The sequence below is a fragment of the Halosimplex amylolyticum genome, from assembly GCF_051414035.1.
GTDB lineage: Archaea > Halobacteriota > Halobacteria > Halobacteriales > Haloarculaceae > Halosimplex > Halosimplex amylolyticum.
Window position 1 is genome coordinate 226655 of the sequence record NZ_JBLKNW010000001.1, and the last position, 25311, is coordinate 251965.

Below are 25311 nucleotides of genomic sequence, written 5' to 3' on the forward strand. Positions count from 1 at the left end.
TTTTGCGCGTCTCGCAAACGAGGGGGCGCTTTAAGTATCTCGTCCGGCCTACAGTGGAGTGAGGCCTACCAAGGTGCCAGACGGCGTCGACTCGGATTCGGTGCTCTCGCTCCTCGGCGACGAGTACGTCCGGGAGATACTCTCGGCCACGAGCCGCGAGCGCCAGTCGGTCAAGGAACTCGCCGATCGGTGCGACGTGGCGCTGTCGACGGTGTATCGCCGTCTCGAAGAGATGGAAGCGTACGGGCTCGTCGCGGAAGAGACGGCGATCGCGCCGGACGGCAGTCACCACAGCGTCTACGTGGCGGCGGTCGACCACCTCGACGTCGAGGTCGACGACGGGCGTATCGAGGTCGCGCTGACCTCGCATGACACGCCCTCCGAGCGGTTCACGCGGATCTGGGAGGACATCCGGGAGACCTGACAATGCACATCGAACTCGTCATCGCGAAGCTCGTCACGATGGGGCTCGGCTTCCTCATCGCGTACCAGGCGTACCGCGGCTATCGCGTCCACGGGAGCGAGCCGATGCTCTACGTGGCCGTCGGCTTCACCTTCATCAGTTTCGGCGCGGTCATCGAGGGCGTGCTCTTCGACGTCGTCGGCATGGACATCTTCCCGGCCAGCGCCATCCAGACCGGCATCGTCGCCGTCGGGATGGTCTTCATCCTCTACTCGCTGTACGGGCTCCAGCCGACCGCCGACCGCGCGGAGGGCGAGCGGACGGTCGCCGGGAACCGGTCGGTTCCCGGCGATCCCGACGGCGGTGACGGAAACAATGAGTGACGCCGGCAGCACCGTGGTACTCACCGCAACCAGGGCGATCGTGTTCGCGCTCGGCGCGGCGACGACGCTCGTCAGCTACCGCGCCTACCGCGCGTCGGGGACGCGCTATCTTCGGGACGCCACCGCGGGGTTCGCGATCATCACTGTCGGCGTCCTCCTCGAGGGGCTCCTCTTCCAGTTGACGGCGCTCTCGCTCCCGCAGGTTCACATCGTCGAGTCCGTCGCCATCGGCGTCGGCTTCCTCGTCCTCCTGCGTTCGTTCCTCCGGTGACCGGCGTTCGGCCGCCGGCCCGGGTGTCGTCGTCTGTCGAGGGTGTCATCTGTCTCGGGTGTCGATCCTACCAGTTCCAGGGGCCGTGATCGGCGTCGATCTCCCGGTGGCGCCGTTCGATGGAGTCGATGCGCTCGATGTCTTCGTCGTCCAGTTCGAGGTCCTGGGCGGCGAGGTTCTGCTCCATGTGCTCGCGGCTGCTCGCCTTCGGGATGGCGGCGACGTTGTCGTGCGAGAGGACCCACGCGAGGCTGACCTGGGCCGGCGTCGCATCGTGCTTCTCCGCCACGTCCTGCACCTCGGGCGCTTCGAGCGCCGCGCCCTTCCCCAGCGGCGAGTACGCCACCAGCCAGTGGTCGTGCTCCTGGGCGTACTCGACCAGTTCCTCCTGTGGGAGGAGGGGATGCATCTCAACCTGGTGGGCGTACAGCGGCACGTCGAGGAACTCGCGGGCCTCGTCGAGGAGTTCGGGGGTGAAGTTCGAGAGGCCGACGTGTCGGGTCTTGCCCTCCTCGTAGGCGGCCTCGAACGCCGGCAGGACCTCCTCGTGGCTGTAGATACCGGAGGGCCAGTGGACGTACAGCAGGTCCACCGCGTCGACGCCGAGCCGGTCGAGACAGCCGTCGATGGCCTCGGGGACCTGCCCGGGTTCGGGCGGCACGTCGTGGTGGACGGTCTTCGTCGAGAGCCAGAGGTCGTCGCGGTCGACGCCGCTGTCCCGGATCCCCTGGCCGACGTACTGCTCGTTCTCGTAGACCTGTGCGGTGTCGACGTGGCGAAAGCCCACGTCGAGGGCGGTGCTGACGTTCTCGCGCCACTGGTCGCGGTTGTCGTCGGAGTACGTGCCGAGTCCGAGTCGCGGCAGAGAATCGAGCGGCATAGCCCGGTGTTGTGGCGACGCCGGTTTGACTGTTCTGTCTACCGTCGGATCTTCCGGTTCTCGCGCCCGCACCGGCCCGCCCTCAGAGATACGGCGCGACCCCGGTCGCCTGCGCGAGCGTCAGCCCGCTCGCGAGCGCGCCGAGCAGGTAGCCGGCGATGGTGCCGCCGTTCAGCAACGGGAGTCCGGCGTGGGGGCGGCCCTTGAGGACCATCCACAGCAGGACGACCAGTCCGGCGGCGGTCCCGACCATCGCCGTGAGGGCCGGGAGCGTCGCGGGGATCCCCAGCAGGTCGACCGTCGGGACGGTGTCGGGGGCGAAAAACGCCGCGCTCGCCACGAGGACGGTCGGGATCACCGCGTCGCCGAGGCCGATGAACAGCGCTTCCCGCTCGACGTCGAGGTCCCCGGCCTCTGCCTCGTCCTCCCAGACTGCCTCGCCGTCTCGACCGTTCGCTTCGGTTCGCCGTCCGTCCGAGCCGTCTGTCTCGACCGCTCGAGCGCGCTCGTCCGCATTCGCGTCCACGTCCACGTCCTCGTCCACGTCCGCACTCACTTCCGCGTCCGCTCGCTCGTCGTTCCCGCTTTCGTCCCCGTCGTCGCCGACGGGGTCGGGCAGCTCCCCGTCGAGGTACGAGTACGACAGCGACAGAGGGACGACGAGGACGATGGGGACTTTGAGGTCCATCACGCCGGAGGCGAGCGTGAGCATGTGCTCGGTGCCGTAGACGCTGATGGCGTCGTAGACGGCCAGCACGGTCAGGAGAATCAGTGCGGGGAGCACCCCGAAGCTGATCCCGAACAGCGCCGCGGCGCCGGCGCCCATCACGATCCCCGCGGCGTCGATGACGTACCACTCGGGGTGGAACCACAGGGCGAGTCCGAGGGCGGCGGCGCCGGCCCACGCGACGGCGTTGAGTTCGACGGGGCCGACCGGCACCGTCACGACCGGCGGGACGAGCACGCGCAGGACGAACAGCCCGACGTACGCGCCGGTGCCGACGAGCAACAGGCGCAGGATCCAGTCGACGCCGAAGCGGATGATCGCCAGCATGACGCCCGTCATCACGAGGATGAACGCCACGTAGACGAGGCTGTTCGTCGGGTTGTCCGGGTCCTCGACGGCCTGGTAGCCGGCGTCCTGGAACGGTCCGACCAGCGCGAGGGCGCCGAGTTGCACGAGCACGAAGATCCCGACGATTCCCCCCGAAGCGACGTACGCGCGCGTCCGCTGGTCCATGTGCACACCTCGCCCACGACCCGTTTGAGGGTTACGACGGGCCCGCGCGCCGTCGCGGCGACCCGGCGCTCACCGCGCGTACAGCGGCGTGCCGACGAGGGCGGGCGCATGCACGTCGTCGTCGGTAGTAACCGCGAGATACGGGCGGTCGACCGGGCCGAACACGTCCACGACGCGGCCCAGGCCGTCGAGGTTCTCGTCGACGACCGGCGTGCCGATGTCGACGTGGTCGGCGTCCGGCGCGCGGACGATCGCGAGGTGCTGGGCGATCCGGACGACCTCGCCGACGCGTCTCACGGAGGGGTCCCTCCGCGGTGGTCTGCGGCGTTCATTCGCGGATGACGTCCAGGTACGCGGCGACGGCCCCCAGGAGGTCGGACTTGCTCGCGTCGTCGGCGTCCTTGACGAGCACGCGCCCGCGGGGGTCGTACTCGCGAGGATACGTCTTGTCGCGCTCGATCACGGCGTCGTAGCCGACCTGCTGGACGGCCTGTGCGATCTCGTCGACCGTCGGCTCCGGGACCGCCAGATCCGCCGACACGCGACGCCCCTCGCTTCGAGTGCGGGTGGCGTCGAGCGCCGCCGGCCAGATGACGTTCTCGACCATACGCGGCCCTGAGAACCCGCCTACGTAAGGGTCTTTCCGGTCGGCGCGCCCTCCCGCGAAAAACGTCCGGTTCGCGTCGGTCCTCTCGACGACCGCGTGACCGCCGTCCTATCGGTGTCGATGCGTGGTCGCCGTCCTCCCGACGACCGCGCTTCGCCGTCCTACCGGCGGCGACGCGTGAACAGCGCGCCGGCCAGCAGCGCGACGAGCGCGGTCGCGGCCGTGAAGCCGGGGCCGCCGTCACTGGTCGTCTCGGCGACCGGCGACTCGGTGTCGGTCGGCGTGGCGCCGGTCTCCGGCGTGGCCGTCGAGTCGCCCATCGAGGTCGTCCCGTCGGTAGCCGTCGGCGTCGCGGTCGGCGACGGCGTCGGCGTCGTACAGGAGACCGGTTCCGGCGTCTCCGCGGCCGAGAAGTCGACGCTCTCGTAGGCCCCGGGGTGGAACGCCTGGGCCATCTTCTTCAGCGGCTGGACGTTCCGGGGCCCGTTCTGGCTCATGAAGTGGCGGTTCACCCGGACGATGTTGTCCTCCTGGACGGCCGTCGATTGGTTGAACGCGGCGGTCTTCGGCACCGTGCCGAACTTACCGTTCTGGATGATCCACTCGGGATCCTTCTGGGCGACGACCTCGTCGCTGAGCTGGCCGTACCCGTTAGTGGTGTTGATCTCGCCCGCGGCGATGTTGTCGCCGCCGGCCGCTTCGATCAGCTGCCCGATGAAGGTGTCTTCGCCGGAGGTCCACCCGCCACCGAGCGAGAAGAACACGCGGGGGTTCTCCTCCTCGCTCACGGCGTCGCGGACGGCCTGGACCTGCCCCTGCATCCGGGCGCTGACCTGTCCGGCCTCGTCGTAGTTACCGGTGAGTCGGCCGTATAGCTGGATCTTGGTGTAGACGTCTTCCAGGTTGTCGGGTCTCTCGAACCGGTAGACCGTCAGCCCGCTGTCGCGCAGGCTCTGGACGGTCTCGTTCGAGACGACGTTCGGCGCGAGCACGAGGTCCGGTTCGGCCCCGACGACCGCCTCGGTGATGACCGTCCCGTCGTCCTGCACGACGTCGGTCTTGCCCTCGGTGTCGTTCAGGTACCCCAGGTTGTAGTCCTGCGGCATCCCGACGACTTCGTCTTGCGCGCCGATGCTCCAGAGGATCTGTCCCGCACTCGGCGCGAGCGCGACGAGTCTGTCGGGGTCCTCTTCGATCGTTACCTCCGCTCCGGTCGCGTCGGTGAGCGTCATCGGATAGGTGCAGTGCGAGTCCGCGAGACCGCTCGCACTCGCGCTCGCTGCACCCGTTTCGGCACCCACACCCGCCGCCGGGGTCGCGACCGCCCCGAACGCGGTGACGAGCACCAGCGCGGCACCGACGACTGCTGTCGCGTCTCTCATGGCGTCTGTGGCTGTGCCTCTATGCAATAAATACTTACCTACTGCAACCAGACTTGATGACCATGAACGTGCGGACCAGGGCGGCCGGGTGGTCGGCGGGACTGACCGGACTGCTGATGGCGGTCGTCCTCGTGAGCGCGACGATCGGCCCCGTGACGGTCTCGCTCCCGGCGGTCGCGAAAGCCACCCTTAACGCCGTCGGGGTCCCCACCGGCGTCCGCCTCGCGAGCGGCACCGTCGCCTTCTTCGGCAGCGGGTTCTCCGTTCCGGTCCCGGACCTCTCCTACACGTACCTCTTCTCGTTCCCCCTCGATTCGACCGACGAGACCATCGTCCGGCGGATCCGCTTGCCCCGAATCGCCCTCGGGGCGACCGTCGGACTCGCGCTGGCGTCGGCCGGGACGGTGATGCAGGGCTTCTTCCGCAACCCGATGGCCGACCCCTCGATCATCGGCGTCTCCTCGGGCGCCGCGGTCGGCGCCGTCGCCACGATCGCGCTGTCGTTCTCCGGGCCGTTCAGCATTCAGGCCGCCGCGTTCGTCGGCGCGGTCGTCACGGCCTTCGCCGTCTACGTCATCGCCACCGAGAGCGGGCGGACCCCCGTCGCGACCCTCCTCCTCGCCGGCGTCGCGATCCAGACGTTCCTCGGCGCGGTCGTCTCGTATCTCCTCCTGCAGGCCGGCGAGAGCCTCGAACAGGCGCTGTACTGGCTGATGGGGCGGCTCCACAACGCCGCGTGGTCGGACGTGGCCGTGACCCTCCCGGTGGCGCTGGCCTGTTTCGCGGTCCTCGTGGCGTACACGCGCGACCTGAACGTCCTCTTGCTCGGCGAGGAGGACGCCCACACGCTCGGGATCGAGGTCGAACGCACGAAGCGGATCCTGCTCGCCGTGTCGAGCGTCGCCACGGCCGCGGCCGTGGCCGTCGCTGGAGCGATCGGCTTCGTCGGCCTCGTCGTCCCGCACATGATGCGTCTCGTCGTGGGGCCGGACCACCGGATCCTGCTCCCGACCAGCGCCATCGCGGGCGCCGCCTTCCTCGTCGCGACCGACACCGTCGCCCGCGCCGGCAGCGTCGAGGTCCCCGTCGGCATCGTCACCGCCGCGCTGGGCGCGCCCTTTTTCCTCTATCTCCTCCGGACGCGGGAGGTGCACTCGCTGTGACCCCCGATCTGCCCGACCCGCTCGCCGATCTCCTCGACGACGCCGAACGCGACGAAAGGCGTACGGACGCGTTCGCGGACGGCCGCGAAGCGCGACCGGCCGTGGCCCGCGACGCGGCTCGATCGACCGACGATCCGTTGATCGGCGTCGACGGCGTCTCGCTGAGCTACGGCGACGTGGAGGTGGTGGAGGACGTGTCGCTGTCCGTCGCGGCGGGCGAGTTCGTTGGCCTCGTCGGCCCCAACGGGGCCGGGAAGACGACCCTGCTGAAGGCGATAAACGGCGTCCTCGACCCGGACGGGGGTTCGGTCCGGGTCGCCGGCGAACGGGTCGCGGACCTGTCGGCGAGAGCAGCGAGTCGCCGGGTCGCGACGGTGCCCCAGGACACGACGGTCGCCTTCGAGTTCACCGTCGAGGACGTCGTCGAGATGGGGCGGACGCCGTATCACGGCCGGTTCAGCGGCGACCCCGACGCCGGCGAAGCGGTCGAGCGCGCGCTCGACCGGACCGAGACGACGCGCTTTCGCGACCGTTCGATCGCCTCGCTCAGCGGCGGCGAGCGCCAGCGCGTCGTCCTCGCGCGAGCGCTCGCGCAGGAGACGCCGGCGCTCGTGCTCGACGAACCGACGGCGAGCCTGGACGTGAACCACCAGGTGCGGACGCTCGAACTCGTCCGCGAACTGGTCGACACCGAGGGCAAGGCGGCGCTCGCGGCCATCCACGACCTGGATCTCGCGGCGCGCTTTTGCGACCGGCTGGCAGTCCTCGCCGACGGCGACCTGCTGGCGGTCGGGCCGCCCGCGGAGGTCCTCACTGCCGAGCACCTCGGAACCGCCTTCGACACGGAGGCGGCCGTCCTGCCCAACCCGGTGACGGGGACGCCGGCCGTCACGCCGCTCGCGGAATCCGGCGACCTCGACCGGACGGTCCACGTCGTCGGCACGGGCGCCGCGACCGCGCGGACCGTCGCGGCGCTGGTGGAGGCGGGCGCGACGGTCACCGTCGGCGCCGTCCCGGAGGGCGACGTGGCGGCGGCGACTGCCCGCGAACTCGCCGCGGAGACGGTGACCGCGCCGGCGTTCGCGGCGCTCGACGCCGACGTCGAGGCCGACGCGCGCGCGCTGCTGTCGGCCGCCGACGCGGTGGTCGTCGTCGAACCGGTCGCGACCTCCCTCCGGGCGCTCGCCCGCGACCACGACGCCGTCGTCCGGGTGGCGGCAGGGAGTGGCGGAGCAACGAGCGCGACCGATCCTGCTAACGCGACCGACGCTGCGGACGCGACCGACGCTGCCGATGCGGCGGATACGACCGGCGCGTCTGGTGCGGCGGAACAGACGGACGCGACCGATGCGGCTGACCGGCCGAACCTCGACGCCGAGGACGCCCCGGCGACCGAACCTGACGGGTCCGACTCCGCGGTCGACGCCGCCGTCGCGGCCACGCCTGCCACCGTGACGGCCGGCATCCGTGCGGCGCTCGACCGGCCCGTCGAGGCGGACGACTGAGAGCGCTCGCCGCGAGCGACCGAGTCCATTCGTGGGATTCGCTCGCCTGTCGTGGACGCAACAGTTATTGGGAGGCGGACTCACCCCCGACTATGGCGGACGTGAACAAGCCGACGCTACTGGTCGCGGGGGGCGGCCTCGTCGCGCTGATCGTCGTCGCTGTCCTCGTCGGTGCGGCGCTGACACAGCCGGACGCGCCGGTCGTCGGAGACGAGTCGACGCCAACTGCCGTGGAAGCGACGCCGTTGCCGACGCTCGAGCCCACGCCGGAGGGGTCGACAGCGGGGACTGACACCGGGGCGAACGGGGGGACGGTGACGGCCACGCCGACGCCGTATCCGACGCTCACCCCGACGCCGACGCCGACGCCGACCGCGACGCCGACGCCGGCGTTGACCGACGTCCCGGCCGAGTCCTTCGACGAAGAGGAAGTCGAGCGCCTCGTCGGCGAGTACATCAACGATCGCCGGGCGGACCGGGGTCTCGACCGGCTCGAACTCGAAGGGGGTCGCGTGGACAGCCTGGTCGAGATGGCCCGCGGACACAGCGTCCGCATGGCCGACATCGACGAGGCGATCCACCGGATCGACGGGCAGAACAGCGCCGACCGATACCACGAAAACGGGCTCTACGAGCGCTGCCGCTGGTCCGCTCCCGACGGGAACTCGCTCGTGACCGCCGACGACAACGCGCTCGAAGCCGTCGGGCGGACCGTCGCCGGCGAACCGTACCGCGTGGACGGCGAGCGCCGCTTCAACGGGGACGAGAGCGCCGTGGCAGACGCCATCGTCGACGGCTGGTGGAACACGTCGACCTACCGACCGCGCCTCGTCCGACCGAACGCCACCCAGGTGGGCGTCGGCGTCGACATCACCCGGCGCGGCGACGTGTTCGTCACCGCCGACTTCTGCTGACCGGCGCGTCGAGTCCGGTTACACACGGATTCCGGACCTGGACACCCTCCTCGTTACCGCAGCAGTCGCTCCCTGTCATCCGTTTTCTCCGACTGTCGGGCCGCAAAACTGTCACTCAGCGTGGCGACTGATCTCGTTGAACGCCGCTTCGAAGTCGTCGAACTCGGCGAGCGCCTCGTCGATCTCCTCGCGCAGGCACTCGGCGCGCTCGCGCAGGTCGGCAACGTCGTCGCTGGCGTCGAGTTCCGGTTCGCTCTTCTCCGCTTCGAGCAGGACGACCTTCGAGGTCACCTCGAGATACTCCGTGAGGCGCTCGTCGTAGCGACTGGCCGTCAGTTGCTGTTCGATGGCGGCGACGAGGTCGCCCTTCTGTACTGGCTTGCAGAGGTAGTCGTCGAACGGCATGTCGACGATGTCGAAGTCCGGGTCGACGGCGGTGATCATGATCACGCGGGTGTCGAGCCCCCGCTCGCGGATCGCGGCGAGCACGTCGTCGCCCGACACCTGCGGCATCCGCCTGTCCAGCAACACGACGTCGACGGACTCGTCGACGACCTCCAGCGCCTCTTCCCCGCCGTAGGCCGTCTCCGTGTCGTATTCGTCACGGAGGCGGAGCGCGTAGACGTCGGCGACCTCTGCATCGTCGTCGACGATGAGGACCCGCGGTCCGGGACTCGTCTCGTTCACGGGGGGAGATGACGCGATGATACTATGTAAGTGCGTGGGTGTCGCTCGACGTGTTGGGACCGTCAGGCCGTCTGCGTCCGGTCCGCGTCGGCCCGCGCGGGAAGGGCGCTGCGGACACGGCCAAACACAATCCCTTTGCCGGTACCCTTCCAAGACCGGGTAATGTCGAGGTGCGACGAGTGCGGCAAACAGGAGAACATGCCGTACCAGTGTCGCCACTGCGGCGGCACGTTCTGTGCGGAACACCGCCTCCCGGAGAACCACGGCTGTCCGGGGCTGGACAACTGGTCCGACCCCGGTGGGGTCTTCGACAGCGGCTTCGACGACAGCGTCGACGACGACGCTGGCGGCGGCATTCGCGACCGCCTCGGGATCGACACCGGTCCCGGCGGCCCGCTCGGCTACTTCCGCGGCAACATGACCTACGTCTTCCTGGGGGCGATGTGGATCACCTTCCTGCTCCAGCACGTCGTGCTCCTCGGGATCTCACAGGACCTCCACCAGGCGCTGTTCGTCCTCCGGCCCAGCCACCCCGAGTACGTCTGGACGTGGTTCACCTCGATCTTCGCCCACGCACCGGGATCGCTGGCGCACATCGGGATCAACAGCATCGTGATCTACTTCTTCGGCCGCATCGTCGAGGACTACGTCGGGTCGAGAGACTTCACGCTGCTCTTCCTCGGGAGCGGTGCGCTCGCCGGCCTCGGACAGGTCGGCTTCCAGATACTCCAGAACGGCGGCATCCCCGCCTTCGCCCCCGGCGTCCTCGGGGCCAGCGGCGCGGCCCTCGCCGTCATGGGCGTGCTCACGGTGCTGAACCCCAACCTCCGGGTGTACCTGTACTTCATCCTCCCGGTCCCGCTGTGGCTGTTGACCGTCGGATACACCGGCTGGACGGTGTTCCAGATCCTCAGCGTCGGCATCGGTGCCGGCGGGACGGCGCAGCTCGCCCACCTCCTCGGCCTCGGGATCGGCCTGCTCTACGGCCAGCACGTGAAGGGCCGTCGTCGCGTACCGAACCAGCTCCAGTTCGGCGCCGGCGGTCGCGGACCGGGCGGACCGGGCGGCCCCGGCGGCCGCGGCCCGTTCTGATGGAAGTCGTCCGTCCCGAGTTCGTCCCCGACGCCTCCCTCTCCCGCGAGGATATGGAGTCCCTCCAGCGGGAGATCGCCGAGGTCGCCGTCTTCGCGGACGACCCCCCCGTCGATCCCGCGGCGGTCTGCGGCGACGACGCGGTCGCCACCGACGACGAACAGACGAGTCTCGCCGACGTGGACGCGGACGGCGACGAGATCGGCGAGGGCCAGGCCGCCGATCCGCCGCTGGTCGCTGGCGTCGACCAGTCGTTCGTCGACGACCACGCGGTCAGCGCGATCGTGCTCTTGCAGGGCGGCGAGGTCGTCGAGCGCGCCTACGCCGTCGAACCGGTGGAGATCCCCTACATCCCCGGACTGCTGAGCTTCCGGGAAGGGAACGCCATCCTCTCGGCGTTCGACCTGCTCTCGCGCGACCCCGACCTCGCGCTGCTCGACGGGAGCGGCCGCATCCACTTCCGGGAGGCCGGCATCGCCACCCACGTCGGCGTCACCCTCGACCTCCCCGCGGTCGGGGTCGCCAAGAGCCTGCTCTGTGGCACCCCGCGAGAGTCGCTCGACCGGAAACTCCCCCAGGGCGCGCGCGTCGCCATCGAGGCCGACGCGGACGTTGAGACCGCCGAACCAGGGACCCACATCGGCGACGCCGTCCAGACGCGTCAGTTCGAGAACGCGGACCGGTACGTCAACCCGCTGATCGTCAGTCCCGGCCACCGCGTGAGCGCCGACACCGCATCCGATATCGCGCTGGCCTGCGCGAGCGAGTACAAACTCCCCGAACCGACCCGCCTCGCCGACAAGTACGCGGACGACGTGAAAGCCGACGTGCGCGAGAATCTGTAGGCGGCCGCCGCCACCGCGTTACGCCCCGTCGCGGACGCCGACGAGCACGAACGTCTCCGAGCGGGTCGCCCGGAACTCGACGGTGAATCCCGCGTCGTCGAGCGCGGCGGCCGCGTGGTCGGCGTCGTAGCGCTCTTCGACCGGCGGACCGCTCGCGCCCGCGCCCTCGGCGGTCCAGTCGACGATTGCGAACCGACCACCCGGACAGAGGACGCGGGCGACTTCCTCGACCGCCGCGTCGGGGAGTTCGTGGTACGTCATCGTCGCGAACGCCGCGTCGAGCGCGCCGTCGTCGAACGGCAACTCGTCCGCACCGCTCGTGACGAGGCGCACGTTCTCGGGGACGCCCTTCTCGCGGTAGCGGTCGTGCATCGCCTCCTGCACGTCGAGGGCGTACACCTCGCCGACGTGGGGGGCCACGTCGTCGGTGTAGAAGCCGGTGCCGCTCCCGAGGTCCACGACGCTGTCTTCCGCGTCGGGGTCGAGCGCCCAGTAGAGCTCCTCTGCCGAACAGTGGCGATAGCGTCGCGCGGCGTCTTCCAGTTTGTCCGCGTCCTCGGCGGGGAACGTGTGGTGGCCCATGGTGTCGTCGTTGTCGCCGCGCCGTGAAATAGCTCCCGTGCCGCGCGGCGAGCGTCGACGCCCACTCCGCAGCGCCGTCTCGGGAGCGTTGGACGGCGGAGACTTAACTGGTGGGCGTTCGTCGTCGGGGACATGACGAAGACGGCGCTGATAACGGGGTCCTCGTCCGGGATCGGACGCGCGACCGCCGTCGACTTCCTGCGACGGGAGTGGACGGTCTACGCGACGGCTCGTGACACCGACGACGTGGCCGACCTCGCGGAGGCGGGGTGTGAGACGGCCGAACTCGACGTGACCAGCGACGCCGACGTCGAGCGCGTCGTCGACCGGATCGCCGCGGAGACCGGTCGCATCGACTGCCTGGTCAACAACGCGGGCTACGCCCAGTACGGACCGATCGAGGACGTACCAGTCGAGGCGGTCCGCGACCAGTTCGACGTGAACGTCTACGGTCCCCACCGGCTGACCCGGGCGGTCCTCCCGCACATGCGCAAGCGCGGGTCGGGGACGATCGTCAACGTCTCCAGCGTCCAGGGGCGGGTCGCGACGGGCGGCACCGGCGCCTACAGCGGGTCGAAGTTCGCCCTGGAGGCGATGAGCGACGCGCTCCGCGTCGAGGTCGAGGACTTCGGGATCGACGTCGTGCTGGTCGAACCCGGTCCCGTCGCGACGGCGTTCGGCGACCGGGCCGAGACGGAGTTCGACCGCCTGGAGCGCTCCGGGGCGTACCACGACCTCTACAGCGTCCAGGAGGACACGGACGTGCTCGGGAGCGGGAACGACTTCGGCGTCCACCCCTCGGAGGTCGCGGCGGTCATCGGCGACGCCGCCTGCGCCTCGGACCCGGACCCCCGCTACCCCGTCGGGACGCTCGCGAGCGTCATGATCGCGACGCGCCATCTCCCCGACCGCTGGCGCGACGCGGCCTACCGACTCGTGCGCTGGGTGGTGACCTGAGGATGGCCGCCCGCGGGCCGGGGGCGATCTGACGTGGTCGACGTGCGCGACCGCGACGGTCTGGCCCGCACCGCGGCCCACGAGGTCGTCCTCGACTGTCTCGAAGCCGGGATCGAGGCCGCTCGGCCCGAGCGCGTCCTGGCCGACGCGCTCTCGCTGTCGGGCGATCAGCTCCGCATCACGGGCGAGGTGTACGACCTGCGGTCCTACGACGAGGTCCTCGTCCTCGGCGGCGGCAAGGCGGCCGGACAGGTGGCAGGCGCGCTCGACGACCGCCTCGGCGACGCCGTCGACGGGGGGATCGTCGTCACCGACGACCCGGTCGACACCGAGCGGGTGGAGGTCGTCGAAGGCTCCCACCCGGTACCGGACGAGGCGGGCGCTGCGGGTGCGCGCCGAGTCCGTGAACGGGCCACCGCCGCGGGCGAGCGCACGCTCGTCTTCGCGGTGATCACCGGAGGCGGGAGCGCGCTCCTCCCCGCCCCCGCCGGCGATCTCTCGCTGGGCGACGTGCGAGAGACCACCGCCGCGTTGCTGGAAGCCGGCGCGGCGATCGACGAGATCAACGCGGTTCGCAAGCACCTCTCGGCGCTCAAGGGCGGGCGGCTGGCGGCCGCGGCCGCCCCGGCGACGGTCGTCACGCTCGCGTTCAGCGACGTGGTGGGCGACGACCCGGGCGTGATCGCCAGCGGCCCCACCGCGCCCGACCCGACGACGTTCGACGACGCGCTCGCCGTCCTCGACCGCTACGACCTCGGCCTCCCCCCGGAAGTCCGGGCGCACCTCCAGGCGGGTGCGGCCGGCGATCGAGCAGAGACGCCCGGTCCGGACGCCGACTTCTCGCACGTCCGCTATCACCTGCTCGCGGACGCGTGGACGGCGCTCGACGCCGCCCGCGCGGTGGCCGACGATGCAGGGTACGAGACCGCAGTGCTCTCCTCGCGGATTCGCGGCGAGGCCCGCGAGCAGGGACTGGCCCACGCCGCCGTCGCCGAGGAGGTCGCGGCGACCGGCAACCCGCTCGAACCGCCCGCGGTCGTCCTCTCGGGCGGCGAGACGACGGTGACCGTCCGCGGCGACGGCTCCGGTGGGCCGAACCAGGAGTTCGCGCTCCGCGCGGCCCTGGAACTCCCCGACGACGCGGTGCTGGGGGCCGTCGACACGGACGGGAGAGACGGAGGCACCGGCGCGGCAGGTGCGCTCGTGGACTGGGAGACGATCGGGGACGCTGCGTCGGCCGCCGCGGCGCGCGACGCGCTGGCCGACAACGCCGCCGAACCGTTCCTCGCCGACCGCGGCGCGCTCGTGCGGACCGGCCGGACCGGGACGAACGTCAACGACCTGCGCGTGTTGCTGGTCGAGTGACGAGTCGACTCGCCGGGTCGCTGGCAAGCCCCGTTCGGCCGGTAGCTTTTCGGTCGTCTCGCGGGTAGCGTCGGTCGATGAGCGACGCCGCTTCGCTGGGCATCCTCGCCTTCGAGGGCTTCGAGGAACTGGACGCGATCGGTCCCTACGAGGTGTTCCAGAACGCCCGGACGGCGGGCGCGGACTGGACGGTGGACCTGCTGGCGACCGCCGAGACCGACCGCGTCACCGCCGCGTACGACCTCCGCGTGGAACCGGACGGCGTCTTCACTGCGGACGCCGCACTCGACTACCTCGTCGTCCCCGGCGGCGGGTGGAACGACGGCGACGAGGACGCTGGCGCCCGGGCGCTAGCCAGCGACGAGGAGGTCCTCGACGCGATTCGGACGATTCACGAGCGCGGCGCGACGATTCTCTCGGTCTGCACCGGCGCGATGGTCCTGGCGGCGGCGGGACTGCTCGACGGCCGGCCCGCGGTGACCCACCGGAGCGCGCTCGACGACCTGCGCGAGACCGACGCCGAGGTGATCGACGCCCGCGTCGTGGACGACGGCGACGTGGTGACCGCCGGGGGGATCACCGCCGGCATCGACGCCGCGCTGTGGCTCGTCGAGCGCGAGTGGGGCCACGAAGTCGCCTTCGACGTCGAGGACGCGATGGAGTACGAGCGCAGCACCGACGTGTACCGCAGTTAGGGACTACGCTTCGAGTCGCACTGCGACCGTCCGCTACTCTTCGAGGTACGCCGCGACGCGCTATCCACCGAGACGCGCCGCGACCGCTACTCTTCCAGACAGGCCGCGACGACTTTGAGCGCCCGCTCGCCGCGCACCTCGTCGGCGAACAGCGGGACGCGGCGGACGTCGTGGCCGCGGAAGACGTCCTGCGAGCGCGAGAGCGCCTCGCGCTGGACCGACCAGCGCCGCTGGCAGAACTCGCAGTCGTCGAGGCTCGGCGAGACGAACCAGTCGGCGTCCACGTCGGCCACGTCGGCCAGGTCCTGCATGACGCGGTTGACGACGACCGTCCCGACGGGCACGTCGAACTCGTCCAGGCGGGAGAGCAGTCGCTCGGATTCGAGCACCGACAGCTCCTCGGGGACCATCACGACGCGGAAGTCGGTCTGGGTCGGGTCCTGAAGCACGGCGCGCAGTTGCTCGATGCGGTCGCTGAGGACGCGCAGGTCGTCCAGCCCCTCCTCGGGGTCGACGTCCTCGTCGTCGCCGCCGAACATCCCGCCGAGGTTCTCCATCATCCCGCCCATGCGCTCGCGCAGCGAGAGGATCTTCCCGACCATCGAGTCCATCACGTCGGGGAGTTCGAGCAGGCGGAGGGTGTGTCCCGTCGGCGCGGTGTCGACGACGACCCGGTCGAACCGCGGGTCGTCCATGTAGCGGATGAGCAGTCGAATGGCGGCGGCCTCGTCCGCGCCGGGCATCGACCCGCCGAGGGGGTCGACCATCTCCTCGCCAGCGTCGCCGAGCATCCCGCCCAGCCCGCCCAGCGCGCCGCCGGCACCGCCGACTCCGCCGCCGTCGTCGGCGAACGGACCGTCTTCCAGCGCCGCCTCGGGGTCGATCTCGGCCGCGTAGAGGGGGACGTCCTCGCGGATCTGCGCGGGTTCGGCCGGGATCTCGGTTTCGAGGGTGTCCGAGAGGGAGTGGGCCGGGTCGGTCGAGACGACCAGCGTCGCGGTGCCGTCGCGGGCGCTCGCCAGCGCCGTCGCGGCGGCCATCGTCGTCTTCCCCACGCCGCCTTTCCCCCCGTAGAGGACGTACTCCGGAGCGTCGACTCCCGCGGGGACCGCCGCGTCGTCGATGTCGTCGACAGCTTCGACGTCGATGTCGCTCATGCGTTCGGTTGGACTCCCGGGACGGATGTACCCGTCGGTCCTGGTGAGCGTCGACCCCCGGGACGCGGCCGCTATCCTCGTCACCGCGGCCGCCCGGTCGTCCGCCGTTCGTCGCCCCGGTCTCGTGCGCTCCGGCCGACGCGCCACGGACCCTCTACACCATACCCTTTTCCTCGCACCCGGCGAACCGGGGGCATGGCCGATCTCCTCGTCTACGGGTCGTACGGGTACACGGGATCCCTGATAGTCGACGAAGCGCTCGACCGCGGACTGCACGTGATGGTCGCCGGGCGCGACCGCAACGCCGTCGAGAACCAGGCGATCCGACAGAAGTGCGAGGAGCGCGTCTTCTCGCTCGACGAACCGCGACTGGTCGACCACGCGCTGGACGAGGTCGACGCTGTCCTCCACTGCGCCGGCCCGTTCGCGGACACCGCCCAACCGATGGTCGAGGGGTGTCTCCGGACCGGGACCCACTACCTCGACATCACCGGGGAGATCGAGGTGTTCGAACGCCTCGCCGGCTACGACGAGGAGGCCCGAGAAGCGGGCGTGATGGTCCTGCCGGGCGTCGGCTTCGACGTGGTGCCCACGGACTGTCTGGCGGCCCACCTCGCCGACCGGCTCCCCGACGCCGACCGACTCGCGCTGGGGTTCGAGGCCTCCGGCGGCATCTCGCCGGGGACCGCGCGGACGATGGTCGGGAGCCTCGGCGAGGGCGGTGCGGCCCGACGGGAGGGGCGGATCGAGCAGGTCCCGTCGGCCTGGCGGACCCGCCGGATCGACTTCGGGAACGGCGAGCGCTCGGCGACGACGATCCCCTGGGGCGACGTGTCGACGGCGTACCACACGACCGGGATCGGCACCGTCGAAGTCTACATGGCCGTCCCGTCGTGGGCGCTCCACGCCCTCCGCCTCGGCCGCTATTTCGGTCCGCTCGCGCGGACCGGCGCCGTCAAATCCGCGCTGGAACGGCTGGTCGACGCCCGCGTCGACGGCCCCGACGAACGCACCCGCAGAGAGGGACGGAGCTACGTCTGGGGCGAGGCCGAGACGACCGACGGCGAGCGGGCTGTCTCGCGACTCGTCGCGCCCGAAACCTACCGACTGACGAAACTCACGGCGGTCGAAATCGCCGGCCGCGCCGTCGACGGCGACGCCCCCGTGGGGTTCCAGACCCCGGCGGGGGCCTACGGACCCGACCTGATCCTCGATATCGACGGCGTCGAACGGACGGACGACCCCGTCGAGGCGGTCCAGAAATCGGCCTGATCGGCCCTCTACTCGTCGCGAGCCTCGTCTTCGCCGCTCCCGCCGCCGTAGTGCTCCCGTTCGACGCGCTCGTCGTACAGTCGGGCGAGGAGTTTCGTCATTGGGCCGACGCCGACGTCGATGCCGTCGACGCCGGTGACGGGCCGGATCTCCCACGTGGAGTTGGTGAGGAACACCTCGTCGGCGTCGCGCAGGTCGTCGAGCGTGTACCGGCTCGTGCGCACCGAGAACCCCTCGTCCTCGGCGAGGTCCAGCACGACCGAGCGGGTGATCCCGGGCAGGATCGGCAGGTCGGCGGTCGGGGTCTTCAGGACGCCCCCGTCGACGAAGAAGAGGTTGCTCGTCGCGCCCTCGGCGAGGTAGCCGTCGGTGGTCCGCATCACGGCCTCGTCGGCGGCGAACTCGGCCGTCGCTGCCCGGCGGAGTTCGAGACGCGCGAGGATCCCGGGCAGGTAGTTGTGCGTCTTGGCGTCGGCCGGGAACGACTCGTCGGGCGGCCGGCGCGTCCGGACGGTCTGGACCGTCGCCGGGCCGTCCCAGACCGGTTCGCCGTCGACCCCGCCGCGGCCGAGCGGCGAGACGTAGACGACGACCGTCGGGTCCACGTCGGCGTCTGGCGTGAGTTTCCCGGGCTGGACGCCCCGCGTGACCGAGACTTTCAGGTACGCCTCCGCCAGGTCGTTCGCGGCGAGCGTCTCGTCGACTCGCTCGCGCAGGTCGTCGGGAACGGCGTCGGCGAAGCCGAGCGTCTCGGCCGTCCGCTGGAGGCGGTCGCGGTGGGCGTCCCACTCGAAGGGCGCCCCGCCGTAGACCCGCAGGGTCTCGAAGGCGCCGTCGCCGTACATGAACCCGCGGTCCCGGACGGAGACAGTCGCCTCGCTCGCGGGCACGAGGTCGCCGTTCACGTGGTAGGTCAGCTCCTCGCCGTCTCTCTCGCCGCTCACAGCGGTCCCTCCAGCGCGGTGCGACAGAAGCTCTCGACCATCTGTTTCCCGTGCTCCGTGAGGATGCTCTCGGGGTGGAACTGGACGCCGACGTGGGGGCGCTCGTCGTGGCGGACGCCCATCACGACCCCCGCCTCGTCGTCAGTGTGGGCGGTCTCGGTCAGGCAGTCGGGCAGGTCCGCCCGCTCGACGGCCAGCGAGTGGTACCGGCCGACCTCGAAGCGGTCGGGCAGGTTCGCGAAGATGCCGCGGCCGTCGTGGCTGATCGACGAGGGCTTGCCGTGGACCACCGCCTCGGCGTGGCGGACTGGCGCGCCGTTGACCGCGCAGAGCGCCTGGTGGCCGAGACAGACCCCGAGCGTCGGGTAGTCGAGTTCGCGGAAGATCGGCATCGAGACGCCCGCCTCCTCGGGCGTGCCCGGGCCGGGGGAGACGACGATGGCGTCGGGGTCGAGCTGTCGGATCCCGGCCGCGTCGATCGCGTCGTTGCGGCGGACGACAACCTCGCCGTCGACGACCTCGGGGAGCCAGTCGGCGGTCGTGACGATCTCGCCGACGTACTGGACGAGGTTGTAGGCGAAGGAGTCGTAGTTGTCGACGACGAGGACGGTCATCTCGTCGACCGTATCGACGGCCGTCGCGTCCGCGGTCAGCGACTCGTCTGGAGCGCCGGCGGCGGCGTCCGGCGCGGACGGGTCAGTCATGGTCCTCCACCGTGAACGCGGCGCGGTCGCCGAGCGCTTCGTCGACGGCCGTGACGAGCGCGCGGCCCTTGTCGAGCGTCTCCTCGTACTCGCGGTCGGGGACCGAATCGTGGACGATCCCGGCCCCGACGCGGAGGTGGTACTCCTCGCCGTAGCGGACGAGCGTCCGGATCACGATGTTGAGGGTCGCCCGCCCGTCGAACCCGAAGATGCCGATGCTCCCGGTGTAGGGCCCCCTCCGCGTCGACTCGACCTCGTCGATGATCTCCATCGTCCGGGGTTTCGGCGCGCCGGTGATGGTGCCGCCCGGGAACACGGCGGCGACGGCGTCGCCGAGATCGTGTTCCGGGCGCAGGCGCCCCTCGACGAGCGAGACGAGGTGCATCACCTCGGAGTAGCGGTCGACGCGTCGGTACTCGCTCACCTCGACGGTCCCGTACTCGCTGACCTTCCCGAGGTCGTTGCGTTCGAGGTCGACCAGCATCGCGTGCTCGGCGCGCTCTTTCTCGTCGGTGGTGAGGTCCTCCGCGAGGAACTCGTCCTCTTCGGGCGTGTCGCCACGGGGGCGCGTCCCCGCGATCGGTTCGGTGACCAGGCGCTCGGCCTCTCGCTCCAGCAGCAACTCGGGGCTCGCGCTCACCAGGTCGACGCCGGGGAACTCAAGCAGCGCGGAGTACGGCGCGGGGTTCACGCTCCGGAGAGCGTCGAAGGCCGCGACCGGGTGGACGGCCGCCGGGGCGGTGAGCCGCTGGGAGACGTTCGCCTGGAACGTGTCGCCGTCGCGGATATACTGCTTGACGCGCCGGACGCGGTCGGCAAACGCCGCCCGGCCGCAGTCGCTCTCGAAGCGCGCCTCGTCGGTCGCCACCGGCGGGTCGCCGACCGCGGGGTCGCCCTCGATCGCCGACCGGGCGAGGGCGAGCGCGCGGTCGCGGCCGTACTCGTAGGCGTCGCCCGGTTCCTGCGCGTCGGGCGCGTCGCCGCCGACGGGCGGACAGGCCGTGATCCGGAGCGTCGTCTCGCCGTCGCGGGGCGCTTCCCAGGCTGCGAGGCGGTCGTAGACGCCGATCTGGAGGCGCGGCAGTTCGCGGTCGGGATCGGCGCTCTCGGGCAGGTCCTCGAGTTCGCGGGCCACGTCGTAGGAGAGCCAGCCGACGGCGCCGCAGGGGTAGGGCACGTCGCAGTCGCCGCGGGCCAGCGACTCCCGATCGAGCCGGTCGACGAGCGCCGCGATGGCCGGGGACTCGCCGCTCGGCGCGTCGGGGACGTCGTCGGGTTCGACAGTCAGGCGGTCGACGGGGTCGACGCCGAAGTAGCCCCAGCCGGACTGGCCGCCGGTGGTCTCGAGGTGGAACCCGCCGGGGCCGTCGCGGGCCCGGCGGTAGGCGTCGAACGGGTCGGCCACGGAGACGCGGACCTCGACGGGGACGCGGGCGCCCGGCGGCCCCGCCGCCGCGGCGCGCTCGAAGGCCTCCCTGTCGGTCACGACCCGTGGCTCGGTCATCGAGTGCACAGAACACCGGGGAAAGTAACCGTTTTGCGGTCGTCGCTCGCGACGACCGGGCCGACCGCGTCAGTAGAGCTTCGCCTGCTCGACCCAGTTCTCGACGCGCGACTCGGCGATGTCGGTCTCCTCGGCGATCTCCGCGGGATCCGACGCGGCGAGCCCCCCGACGCCGTCGACGCCCGCTCCCCGCAGTCGCTCTGCGTACGTCGGACCGATCCCCTTGATGTCCTCGAGCTCGGCGTCCGGTGCCGGTTCCTCCGGGTCTGGGCCCGCGTCGGCAGCCTCGTCGGTCTCGTTCTCCGCGGACGCGGCGTCCGGTTCGTCCCCCTCGGTCGATTCGGCCTCCTCGATCAGTTCCGCGGCGTCGTCCCCCTCCGGCGGCGTGTCGGCGTCGACCTGGTCGGTTCCGCTGGCGGATTCGGTCTCCGCGTCCGGCGATCCGGCGTCGGTCGTCGATTCGCCCTCGGCGGTCGACCCGGCGTCGCCGGCGGTGTCGGTCCCCTTGACCGCGTCTTCGCTGGCGGTCGCCGGTTCGTGTTCGACGGTCACGTCGACGCCATCGCCCGGAGACGGGCCGTCTGTGGAGGACGGTGCAGACTGAGAACTCGACGTAGAGGTGCCCAGCCCGAGTGCAGATTTGATACGCTCGATAAGCCCCATAACTGGCAATAGCGGACCCCATCACTTAACCTCTTTCAGCCACCCGACGAGCGCGGGATCCGCCAGCCCATTCCGCGTTCGGAAGAGACGTCGTCGATTCAGAGCCGCGAGCGGAGCGCTTCGTTCATCTCGTCGACGGGCGCCTCCCGTCCGGTCCAGCGTTCGAACGCCTCGACTCCCTGGTAGAGGAGCATCCAGGCGCCGTCGACCGTCGTCGCCCCTGCCCGCTCGGCGTCCCGGAGGAGCCGCGTCTCCAGCGGTCGATACACCGCGTCGAGAACGCCGAGATCCGAGTGCAACGCCTCCGCGGGGACCGGCGTGGCGTCTTCCTCCATGCCGACGCTGGTCGCGTTGACCAACACGTCCGCGTCCGCGAGCAGGTCTCCGAGCGCGTCGAGCCCGTGGCCGGTCGCCTCTGGCACGTCGTCGGCCAGTTCGTGGGCCTTCGACTCCGTGCGGTTGGCGACGCGGACCTCCATCCCCTCGTCGGCCAGGCCGAAGGCGACCGCGCGCCCGGCGCCGCCGGCACCGACGACGACCGCCGTCCCCGAGAGCGCCACGTCGTGGGCGCGGAGCGCGCGCGTCGCGCCGACTGCGTCGGTGTTGTGACCGGTCGGGTCCGCGCCGGAGAAGTCGACGGTGTTGACCGCGCCGATGCGCCGCGCGAGCGAGTCGGGTTCGACCGCCGCGAGCACGTCCTGTTTGAACGGGATGGTGACGTTGAGGCCGGCGACGCCCAGGTCGTCGGCGCCCTCGACCGCGGCCGCGGCGCCGTCTTTCGGCGGTTCGAACGTGACGTAGCGAGCGTCGAGGCCGAGCGCCTCGTAGCCCGCCTCGTGCATCGGCGGGGACAGCGAGTGGCCCACCGGGTTGCCGATGAGTCCGTAGACGTCCATACCGGTCTCTGTGGAGCGGCCGACATAATCGATGCGTTCCGGCCGCAACGCTCGAGGCGCAGTCGGGCGTCTGCCTTCCGCAACTATTTCATACAGACACGGCCTCCCCATCGGTAGTGAGTCGTCTCAGTCACCCACTGGTGCAGGTCGCCGCCGCAGTGGCGCTCACCGCGGGCTGGGTCGTCGTCTTCTTCGGCGGCGCCGCGCTCCCGGTGGTACCGACCCACGAGGAACTGGGCGTCGTCCTGACCGTCGCGGTCAGCGGCGTCGCCGTCCTCGGCGCCTCGTTCCTGCTCGCGTGGGGCGCTGAAACGGCAGAGAAAGACGTGCCGCGGGCGTTCGCCATCGCCGTCCTCGCGGTGCTCGCCGTGGCCCCGGAGTACGCGGTCGACGCGCTGTACGCCTGGAACGCGGGGGCGGGCGGCGCGACGACGGCTGCCTGCGGAGAGCTCACGGCCGCGACCATAGAGAACGGCGAGTCGCAGCTCGCCCGGGCCTGTCACGACGCCAACCTCGCCGTCGCGAACATGACCGGCGCGAACCGCATCCTCATCGGTATCGGCTGGGCCGGCATCGCCGTCTTCACGGTCTGGCGGGCCGCCAAGACCCGCGACGCGGCGGTCCGCGACCGCGAGGGGTGGCTCTCGGACGCCGTCACCCTCGACCGCGCCATCGCGACGGAGGTCGCCTTCCTCTTCCTTGCGACCGCCTGGGCCTTCTTCGTGCCGCTCGGCGGTGGCATCGACGCGCTGGACACGCTCTTGCTCGTCGGCCTCTACGTCACCTACATCGGGATCATCATCCGCGGCGACGTCGACGCCGAGGAAGACCACGTCGGCGTCCCGAACTACTTCCAGCAGTGGTCGCTGCCCTGGCGGCCGATGGTGGTGCTCGCGCTGTTCGGCTACTCCGGCGCGATGATCTTCACCGCGGTCGAGCCGTTCGCGCACGGCCTGGAGACGATCGGCGTCGAGAACGGTATCCCCGAGTTCTTCATGATCCAGTGGATCGCGCCGCTGGCCAGCGAGTCCCCGGAGCTCATCGTCGTGGTCGTCCTCGTGAACAAGGCGCGTTCGACCGCCGGGTTCAACGCGCTCATCTCGTCGAAGCTCAACCAGTGGACGCTGCTCATCGGGACGCTCTCGGTCGTGTTCTCGCTGGCATACGGCCAGTACGGCGTGTTGCCGTTCGACGCCAAGCAGGCCGCCGAGATCTGGATCACGGCCGCCCAGTCGTACTTCGCGCTGGCCATCCTCGTCAACTTCGAGATCAGCGTCCGCGAGGCGCTGACCATCTTCGTCCTCTTCATCTCACAGGTGCTCCTGGAGTTCGTCATCATCCGCGACATCGTCGCGCTCCCGCTGACGAGCTACGAACTCCTGCTCGTCTACGCGGTCGCGTACGTGCTCATCGGGACGGCGCTGTTCGCCGTCCGCCGCGAGGCGCTCAGAGAGATGCTCGGCCTCGCCGCCGACGCCGGCCGGACCGCGCTCGGCCGCGAACCGGTGCATCCGGAGTACGCCGACTGAGATGCTCGCCGTCGTCGTCTCCCGCGCCGACTCCGCGTCCGTCCACGTCGGCGAGCGCCTGCGCGACGTCGCCGACTGGACCGAACACACCGACGGGAGCCGGTCGGACGCCGACGGCGGCGGGACCGTCTATCGCGCCGACTCGGTCGAACTCCGCGAGTTCGACGACCTGCACCTCCGCCTCGAAAACGCGGGCGACGCGTTCGGGCGCGTGGACGACGAGGATGCGTTCCGCGAGCCGGACCTGCTCGTCTTCGCCTCCCGTCACGCCGGCGAGACGGACGAGCTCCTGACTGCCCATCCGACCGGCAACTTCGGTCCCGCCGAGTACGGCGGGGAGACCGGCCACTTCGCGCGAGCGTGCCCGAACGCCCACAGCCGTGTGGTCGAAGCGCTCGAGGCGCACGCGCCGCCGGGCTACGAAGTCGGCGTCGAGTGCACGCACCACGGCCCGACGGCGGTCGGCGTCCCCTCGATGTTCGTCGAGGTGGGCAGCGACGAACCGCAGTGGGAAGACCCCGACGCGGCGGAGGCCGTCGCGCGCGCCATCCTCGAACTCCGGACCGTCCTCCCCGACGCGCCCCGCGAGAACGGCGGCCGCCGCCATCTCGTCGGCTTCGGCGGCGGCCACTACGCCCCGCGGTTCGAACGGATTGTCCGCGAGACCGACTGGTCGGTCGGCCACGTCGCGGCGGACTGGTGTCTCGACGCGATGGGCGACCCCGACGCCAACCGCGACGTGATCGAGCGCGCGTTCGAGGCCAGCGCCGCCGACTACGGCGTCGTCGAGGGCGACCGACCGGACCTGAAGCGAGTCGTCGCCGACCTGGGCTATCGCGTCGTGAGCGAGACGTGGGTCCGGGAGACCGCGGGCGTCCCGCTCGCGCTGGTCGAGGCCGTCGAGGACCGCCTGGGTCCCGTCGGCGAGGGCGCCCGGTTCGGCGACCGGGCGACGGAGACCGAGCGCGACAGCCTCCTCAGCGACGATTCCGCCGATCCGGATCGCGAACGCTCCGTGATCGACCTGCCGGAGGAGGTAGTCGCCGCGGCCGAGGGCGTCGACCCCGAGGCGACGCGCGCCGCGGTCGAGGCGGCGACGGTCGCCTACGAGACGACCGAGGGCGGGACTCGCCTCGGCGGTCGGGCGGTCGTCGACGCCGACCACGACGCCGCGGCGCTCGTCGACGAACTGGTGGCCGTTCTCGAAGAGCGATACGACGCTGTCGAGCGCGAGGGCGAGACCGTCGTCGCTCGCGAGACGGCGTTCGACCCCGACCGCGCCCGTACGCTCGGCATACCGGACGGCCCGAAGTTCGGGAAACTCGCGGAGGGCGAGGCGGTCACGGTCGAAGGCGACCGGATCGACCCCTCGGTCGTGCACGTCGACCGCGAACACCGCTTCTCCCTCGGCGACCTCGCGACGGAGTGACGCACACGCGGGCAGACTCCAGAGACTCCACCACGTAGCGCCAGCGCCGTTCTGTCACGCTCGTTTCGATCGGTCCCTGGGAGCGACCGCGCTCGGCACTCGAATCGCGCACCGCCAGCATCTGATGCTTACGTGGAACGGACGTGATCTGCACGTGAAACGTACCCGGCTCCGAACCGGCGTTACCGGCGGTTCAGCTGGAGATCGACCGAGACGACCGTTTCCGCTAGTAACGCGGGCTT

At 70.9% G+C, this 25311-nt stretch carries 27 protein-coding genes; 14 read left to right on the forward strand and 13 right to left on the reverse strand.

Translation table 11 applies throughout. The features are described from left to right. Positions 1 to 73: 73 nt before the first annotated feature. From ACMGFE_RS00985 to ACMGFE_RS00995, 3 genes are read left to right on the forward strand one after another with little or no spacing between them, the layout of a single operon-like run. Positions 74 to 424, forward strand: coding sequence for an ArsR/SmtB family transcription factor (locus ACMGFE_RS00985; RefSeq protein ID WP_436923089.1), 351 nt, complete (start codon positions 74 to 76; stop codon positions 422 to 424). A gap of 2 nt (positions 425 to 426) precedes the next feature. Further along, a complete protein-coding gene (locus ACMGFE_RS00990; protein WP_436923091.1) occupies positions 427 to 786 on the forward strand; it encodes a DUF7521 family protein in 360 nt (119 codons plus the stop codon). Further along, positions 779 to 1057, forward strand: a complete 279-nt coding sequence (locus ACMGFE_RS00995; protein WP_436923092.1) for a DUF7521 family protein — start codon at positions 779 to 781, stop codon at positions 1055 to 1057. Before ACMGFE_RS00990 ends, ACMGFE_RS00995 begins: the two co-directional genes overlap by 8 nt. Positions 1058 to 1124: 67 nt before the next feature. Here ACMGFE_RS00995 and ACMGFE_RS01000 read toward each other — a convergent pair whose 3' ends face one another. The 5 genes from ACMGFE_RS01000 to ACMGFE_RS01020 all read right to left on the reverse strand — a co-directional run bounded on the left by ACMGFE_RS01000 (position 1125) and on the right by ACMGFE_RS01020 (position 5166). Then, complete coding sequence (locus ACMGFE_RS01000) at positions 1125 to 1937, reverse strand: aldo/keto reductase (protein ID WP_436923094.1); 813 nt, start codon at positions 1935 to 1937, stop codon at positions 1125 to 1127. An 82-nt stretch (positions 1938 to 2019) separates the two neighbouring features. Next, positions 2020 to 3177 carry a presenilin family intramembrane aspartyl protease PSH gene (locus ACMGFE_RS01005; protein ID WP_436923096.1) on the reverse strand — a complete coding sequence of 386 codons (1158 nt, stop codon included), beginning with the start codon at positions 3175 to 3177 and terminating at the stop codon, positions 2020 to 2022. 69 nt (positions 3178 to 3246) lie between these two features. Then, complete coding sequence (locus ACMGFE_RS01010) at positions 3247 to 3474, reverse strand: H/ACA ribonucleoprotein complex subunit GAR1 (protein ID WP_436923097.1); 228 nt, start codon at positions 3472 to 3474, stop codon at positions 3247 to 3249. A 31-nt stretch (positions 3475 to 3505) separates the two neighbouring features. After that, positions 3506 to 3784: a signal recognition particle subunit SRP19 gene (srp19, locus tag ACMGFE_RS01015; protein ID WP_436923098.1), complete on the reverse strand. Its 279-nt coding sequence runs from the start codon at positions 3782 to 3784 to the stop codon at positions 3506 to 3508. Positions 3785 to 3945: 161 nt separating this feature from the next. Then, a complete protein-coding gene (locus ACMGFE_RS01020; protein WP_436923100.1) occupies positions 3946 to 5166 on the reverse strand; it encodes a PGF-CTERM-anchored ABC transporter substrate-binding protein in 1221 nt (406 codons plus the stop codon). 62 nt (positions 5167 to 5228) lie between these two features. On the opposite strand from ACMGFE_RS01020, the gene btuC reads away from it, so the two are divergent. From btuC to ACMGFE_RS01035, 3 genes are all read left to right on the forward strand, one after another. Further along, positions 5229 to 6329, forward strand: a complete 1101-nt coding sequence (gene btuC, locus ACMGFE_RS01025; protein ID WP_436923102.1) for a vitamin B12 ABC transporter permease BtuC — start codon at positions 5229 to 5231, stop codon at positions 6327 to 6329. 137 nt (positions 6330 to 6466) lie between these two features. After that, positions 6467 to 7834, forward strand: coding sequence for an ABC transporter ATP-binding protein (locus ACMGFE_RS01030; RefSeq protein ID WP_436925134.1), 1368 nt, complete (start codon positions 6467 to 6469; stop codon positions 7832 to 7834). 92 nt (positions 7835 to 7926) lie between these two features. Further along, the gene (locus ACMGFE_RS01035; RefSeq protein ID WP_436923104.1) at positions 7927 to 8748 is read left to right on the forward strand and encodes a CAP domain-containing protein; all 822 of its coding nucleotides are present in this window, start codon (positions 7927 to 7929) and stop codon (positions 8746 to 8748) included. 111 nt (positions 8749 to 8859) lie between these two features. Here ACMGFE_RS01035 and ACMGFE_RS01040 read toward each other — a convergent pair whose 3' ends face one another. Beyond that, positions 8860 to 9435: a response regulator gene (locus ACMGFE_RS01040; protein WP_436923106.1), complete on the reverse strand. Its 576-nt coding sequence runs from the start codon at positions 9433 to 9435 to the stop codon at positions 8860 to 8862. 162 nt (positions 9436 to 9597) lie between these two features. Between ACMGFE_RS01040 and ACMGFE_RS01045 the strand changes: the two genes are divergently transcribed. Both ACMGFE_RS01045 and ACMGFE_RS01050 read left to right on the forward strand, forming a co-directional pair. Beyond that, positions 9598 to 10527 (forward strand): rhomboid family intramembrane serine protease, encoded by a 930-nt coding sequence (locus ACMGFE_RS01045; RefSeq protein WP_436923107.1) that lies wholly within the window; start codon positions 9598 to 9600, stop codon positions 10525 to 10527. Continuing rightward, positions 10527 to 11372, forward strand: a complete 846-nt coding sequence (locus ACMGFE_RS01050) for an endonuclease V (RefSeq protein ID WP_436923108.1) — start codon at positions 10527 to 10529, stop codon at positions 11370 to 11372. The genes ACMGFE_RS01045 and ACMGFE_RS01050 overlap by 1 nt, the downstream gene beginning before the upstream one ends. Positions 11373 to 11390: 18 nt before the next feature. On the opposite strand, the gene ACMGFE_RS01055 is transcribed toward ACMGFE_RS01050, so the two are convergent. Next, the gene (locus ACMGFE_RS01055; RefSeq protein WP_436923110.1) at positions 11391 to 11954 is read right to left on the reverse strand and encodes a class I SAM-dependent methyltransferase; all 564 of its coding nucleotides are present in this window, start codon (positions 11952 to 11954) and stop codon (positions 11391 to 11393) included. A 132-nt stretch (positions 11955 to 12086) separates the two neighbouring features. Here ACMGFE_RS01055 and ACMGFE_RS01060 point away from each other — a divergent pair, with 132 nt between their 5' ends. From ACMGFE_RS01060 to ACMGFE_RS01070, 3 genes are all read left to right on the forward strand, one after another. After that, the gene (locus ACMGFE_RS01060; RefSeq protein WP_436923112.1) at positions 12087 to 12911 is read left to right on the forward strand and encodes an SDR family oxidoreductase; all 825 of its coding nucleotides are present in this window, start codon (positions 12087 to 12089) and stop codon (positions 12909 to 12911) included. Between the two features lie 42 nt (positions 12912 to 12953). Continuing rightward, positions 12954 to 14276, forward strand: coding sequence for a glycerate kinase type-2 family protein (locus tag ACMGFE_RS01065; protein ID WP_436925135.1), 1323 nt, complete (start codon positions 12954 to 12956; stop codon positions 14274 to 14276). Positions 14277 to 14353: 77 nt separating this feature from the next. Continuing rightward, positions 14354 to 14971 carry a DJ-1/PfpI family protein gene (locus ACMGFE_RS01070; RefSeq protein ID WP_436923114.1) on the forward strand — a complete coding sequence of 206 codons (618 nt, stop codon included), beginning with the start codon at positions 14354 to 14356 and terminating at the stop codon, positions 14969 to 14971. A gap of 86 nt (positions 14972 to 15057) precedes the next feature. Here ACMGFE_RS01070 and ACMGFE_RS01075 read toward each other — a convergent pair whose 3' ends face one another. After that, entirely contained in the window at positions 15058 to 16128 is a 1071-nt protein-coding gene (locus ACMGFE_RS01075; protein ID WP_436923115.1) for an ArsA family ATPase, read from the reverse strand. A 195-nt stretch (positions 16129 to 16323) separates the two neighbouring features. Between ACMGFE_RS01075 and ACMGFE_RS01080 the strand changes: the two genes are divergently transcribed. Beyond that, complete coding sequence (locus ACMGFE_RS01080; RefSeq protein ID WP_436923116.1) at positions 16324 to 17400, forward strand: saccharopine dehydrogenase family protein; 1077 nt, start codon at positions 16324 to 16326, stop codon at positions 17398 to 17400. An 8-nt stretch (positions 17401 to 17408) separates the two neighbouring features. Here the strand turns inward: ACMGFE_RS01080 and ACMGFE_RS01085 are convergent, their stop codons facing one another. The 5 genes from ACMGFE_RS01085 to ACMGFE_RS01105 form a co-directional block, all read right to left on the reverse strand. Continuing rightward, positions 17409 to 18317 (reverse strand): aminotransferase class IV, encoded by a 909-nt coding sequence (locus ACMGFE_RS01085; protein WP_436925136.1) that lies wholly within the window; start codon positions 18315 to 18317, stop codon positions 17409 to 17411. Between the two features lie 23 nt (positions 18318 to 18340). Next, positions 18341 to 19048, reverse strand: a complete 708-nt coding sequence (locus tag ACMGFE_RS01090; protein ID WP_436923118.1) for an anthranilate synthase component II — start codon at positions 19046 to 19048, stop codon at positions 18341 to 18343. Then, on the reverse strand, positions 19041 to 20552 hold the full coding sequence (pabB, locus tag ACMGFE_RS01095; protein WP_436923119.1) for an aminodeoxychorismate synthase, component I: 1512 nt from the start codon (positions 20550 to 20552) through the stop codon (positions 19041 to 19043). The genes ACMGFE_RS01090 and pabB overlap by 8 nt, the downstream gene beginning before the upstream one ends. 69 nt (positions 20553 to 20621) lie before the next feature. Further along, entirely contained in the window at positions 20622 to 21215 is a 594-nt protein-coding gene (locus tag ACMGFE_RS01100; RefSeq protein ID WP_436923120.1) for a helix-hairpin-helix domain-containing protein, read from the reverse strand. Between the two features lie 98 nt (positions 21216 to 21313). Beyond that, a complete protein-coding gene (locus ACMGFE_RS01105; RefSeq protein WP_436923121.1) occupies positions 21314 to 22111 on the reverse strand; it encodes a shikimate dehydrogenase in 798 nt (265 codons plus the stop codon). 116 nt (positions 22112 to 22227) lie between these two features. On the opposite strand from ACMGFE_RS01105, the gene ACMGFE_RS01110 reads away from it, so the two are divergent. Next, a complete protein-coding gene (locus tag ACMGFE_RS01110) occupies positions 22228 to 23640 on the forward strand; it encodes a calcium:cation antiporter family protein (protein WP_495849295.1) in 1413 nt (470 codons plus the stop codon). Between the two features lies 1 nt (position 23641). Next, a complete protein-coding gene (locus tag ACMGFE_RS01115) occupies positions 23642 to 25069 on the forward strand; it encodes a D-aminoacyl-tRNA deacylase (protein WP_436923122.1) in 1428 nt (475 codons plus the stop codon). Positions 25070 to 25311 lie beyond the last annotated feature (242 nt).

What these genes read in the sequence shown, in the direction of transcription:
- pabB (WP_436923119.1), bottom strand. Translation starts at nt 20,552, where the DNA reads ATGACCGAGCCACGGGTCGTGACCGACAGGGAGGCCTTCGAGCGCGCC.
- ACMGFE_RS01045 (WP_436923107.1), top strand. Translation starts at nt 9,598, where the DNA reads ATGTCGAGGTGCGACGAGTGCGGCAAACAGGAGAACATGCCGTACCAG.
- ACMGFE_RS01055 (WP_436923110.1), bottom strand. Translation starts at nt 11,954, where the DNA reads ATGGGCCACCACACGTTCCCCGCCGAGGACGCGGACAAACTGGAAGAC.
- ACMGFE_RS01005 (WP_436923096.1), bottom strand. Translation starts at nt 3,177, where the DNA reads ATGGACCAGCGGACGCGCGCGTACGTCGCTTCGGGGGGAATCGTCGGG.
- ACMGFE_RS01060 (WP_436923112.1), top strand. Translation starts at nt 12,087, where the DNA reads ATGACGAAGACGGCGCTGATAACGGGGTCCTCGTCCGGGATCGGACGC.
- ACMGFE_RS01020 (WP_436923100.1), bottom strand. Translation starts at nt 5,166, where the DNA reads ATGAGAGACGCGACAGCAGTCGTCGGTGCCGCGCTGGTGCTCGTCACC.
- ACMGFE_RS00990 (WP_436923091.1), top strand. Translation starts at nt 427, where the DNA reads ATGCACATCGAACTCGTCATCGCGAAGCTCGTCACGATGGGGCTCGGC.
- ACMGFE_RS01000 (WP_436923094.1), bottom strand. Translation starts at nt 1,937, where the DNA reads ATGCCGCTCGATTCTCTGCCGCGACTCGGACTCGGCACGTACTCCGAC.
- srp19 (WP_436923098.1), bottom strand. Translation starts at nt 3,784, where the DNA reads ATGGTCGAGAACGTCATCTGGCCGGCGGCGCTCGACGCCACCCGCACT.
- ACMGFE_RS01075 (WP_436923115.1), bottom strand. Translation starts at nt 16,128, where the DNA reads ATGAGCGACATCGACGTCGAAGCTGTCGACGACATCGACGACGCGGCG.
- ACMGFE_RS01100 (WP_436923120.1), bottom strand. Translation starts at nt 21,215, where the DNA reads ATGGGGCTTATCGAGCGTATCAAATCTGCACTCGGGCTGGGCACCTCT.
- ACMGFE_RS01050 (WP_436923108.1), top strand. Translation starts at nt 10,527, where the DNA reads ATGGAAGTCGTCCGTCCCGAGTTCGTCCCCGACGCCTCCCTCTCCCGC.
- btuC (WP_436923102.1), top strand. Translation starts at nt 5,229, where the DNA reads ATGAACGTGCGGACCAGGGCGGCCGGGTGGTCGGCGGGACTGACCGGA.
- ACMGFE_RS01035 (WP_436923104.1), top strand. Translation starts at nt 7,927, where the DNA reads ATGGCGGACGTGAACAAGCCGACGCTACTGGTCGCGGGGGGCGGCCTC.
- ACMGFE_RS00995 (WP_436923092.1), top strand. Translation starts at nt 779, where the DNA reads ATGAGTGACGCCGGCAGCACCGTGGTACTCACCGCAACCAGGGCGATC.
- ACMGFE_RS01070 (WP_436923114.1), top strand. Translation starts at nt 14,354, where the DNA reads ATGAGCGACGCCGCTTCGCTGGGCATCCTCGCCTTCGAGGGCTTCGAG.
- ACMGFE_RS01115 (WP_436923122.1), top strand. Translation starts at nt 23,642, where the DNA reads ATGCTCGCCGTCGTCGTCTCCCGCGCCGACTCCGCGTCCGTCCACGTC.
- ACMGFE_RS01105 (WP_436923121.1), bottom strand. Translation starts at nt 22,111, where the DNA reads ATGGACGTCTACGGACTCATCGGCAACCCGGTGGGCCACTCGCTGTCC.
- ACMGFE_RS01080 (WP_436923116.1), top strand. Translation starts at nt 16,324, where the DNA reads ATGGCCGATCTCCTCGTCTACGGGTCGTACGGGTACACGGGATCCCTG.
- ACMGFE_RS01090 (WP_436923118.1), bottom strand. Translation starts at nt 19,048, where the DNA reads ATGACTGACCCGTCCGCGCCGGACGCCGCCGCCGGCGCTCCAGACGAG.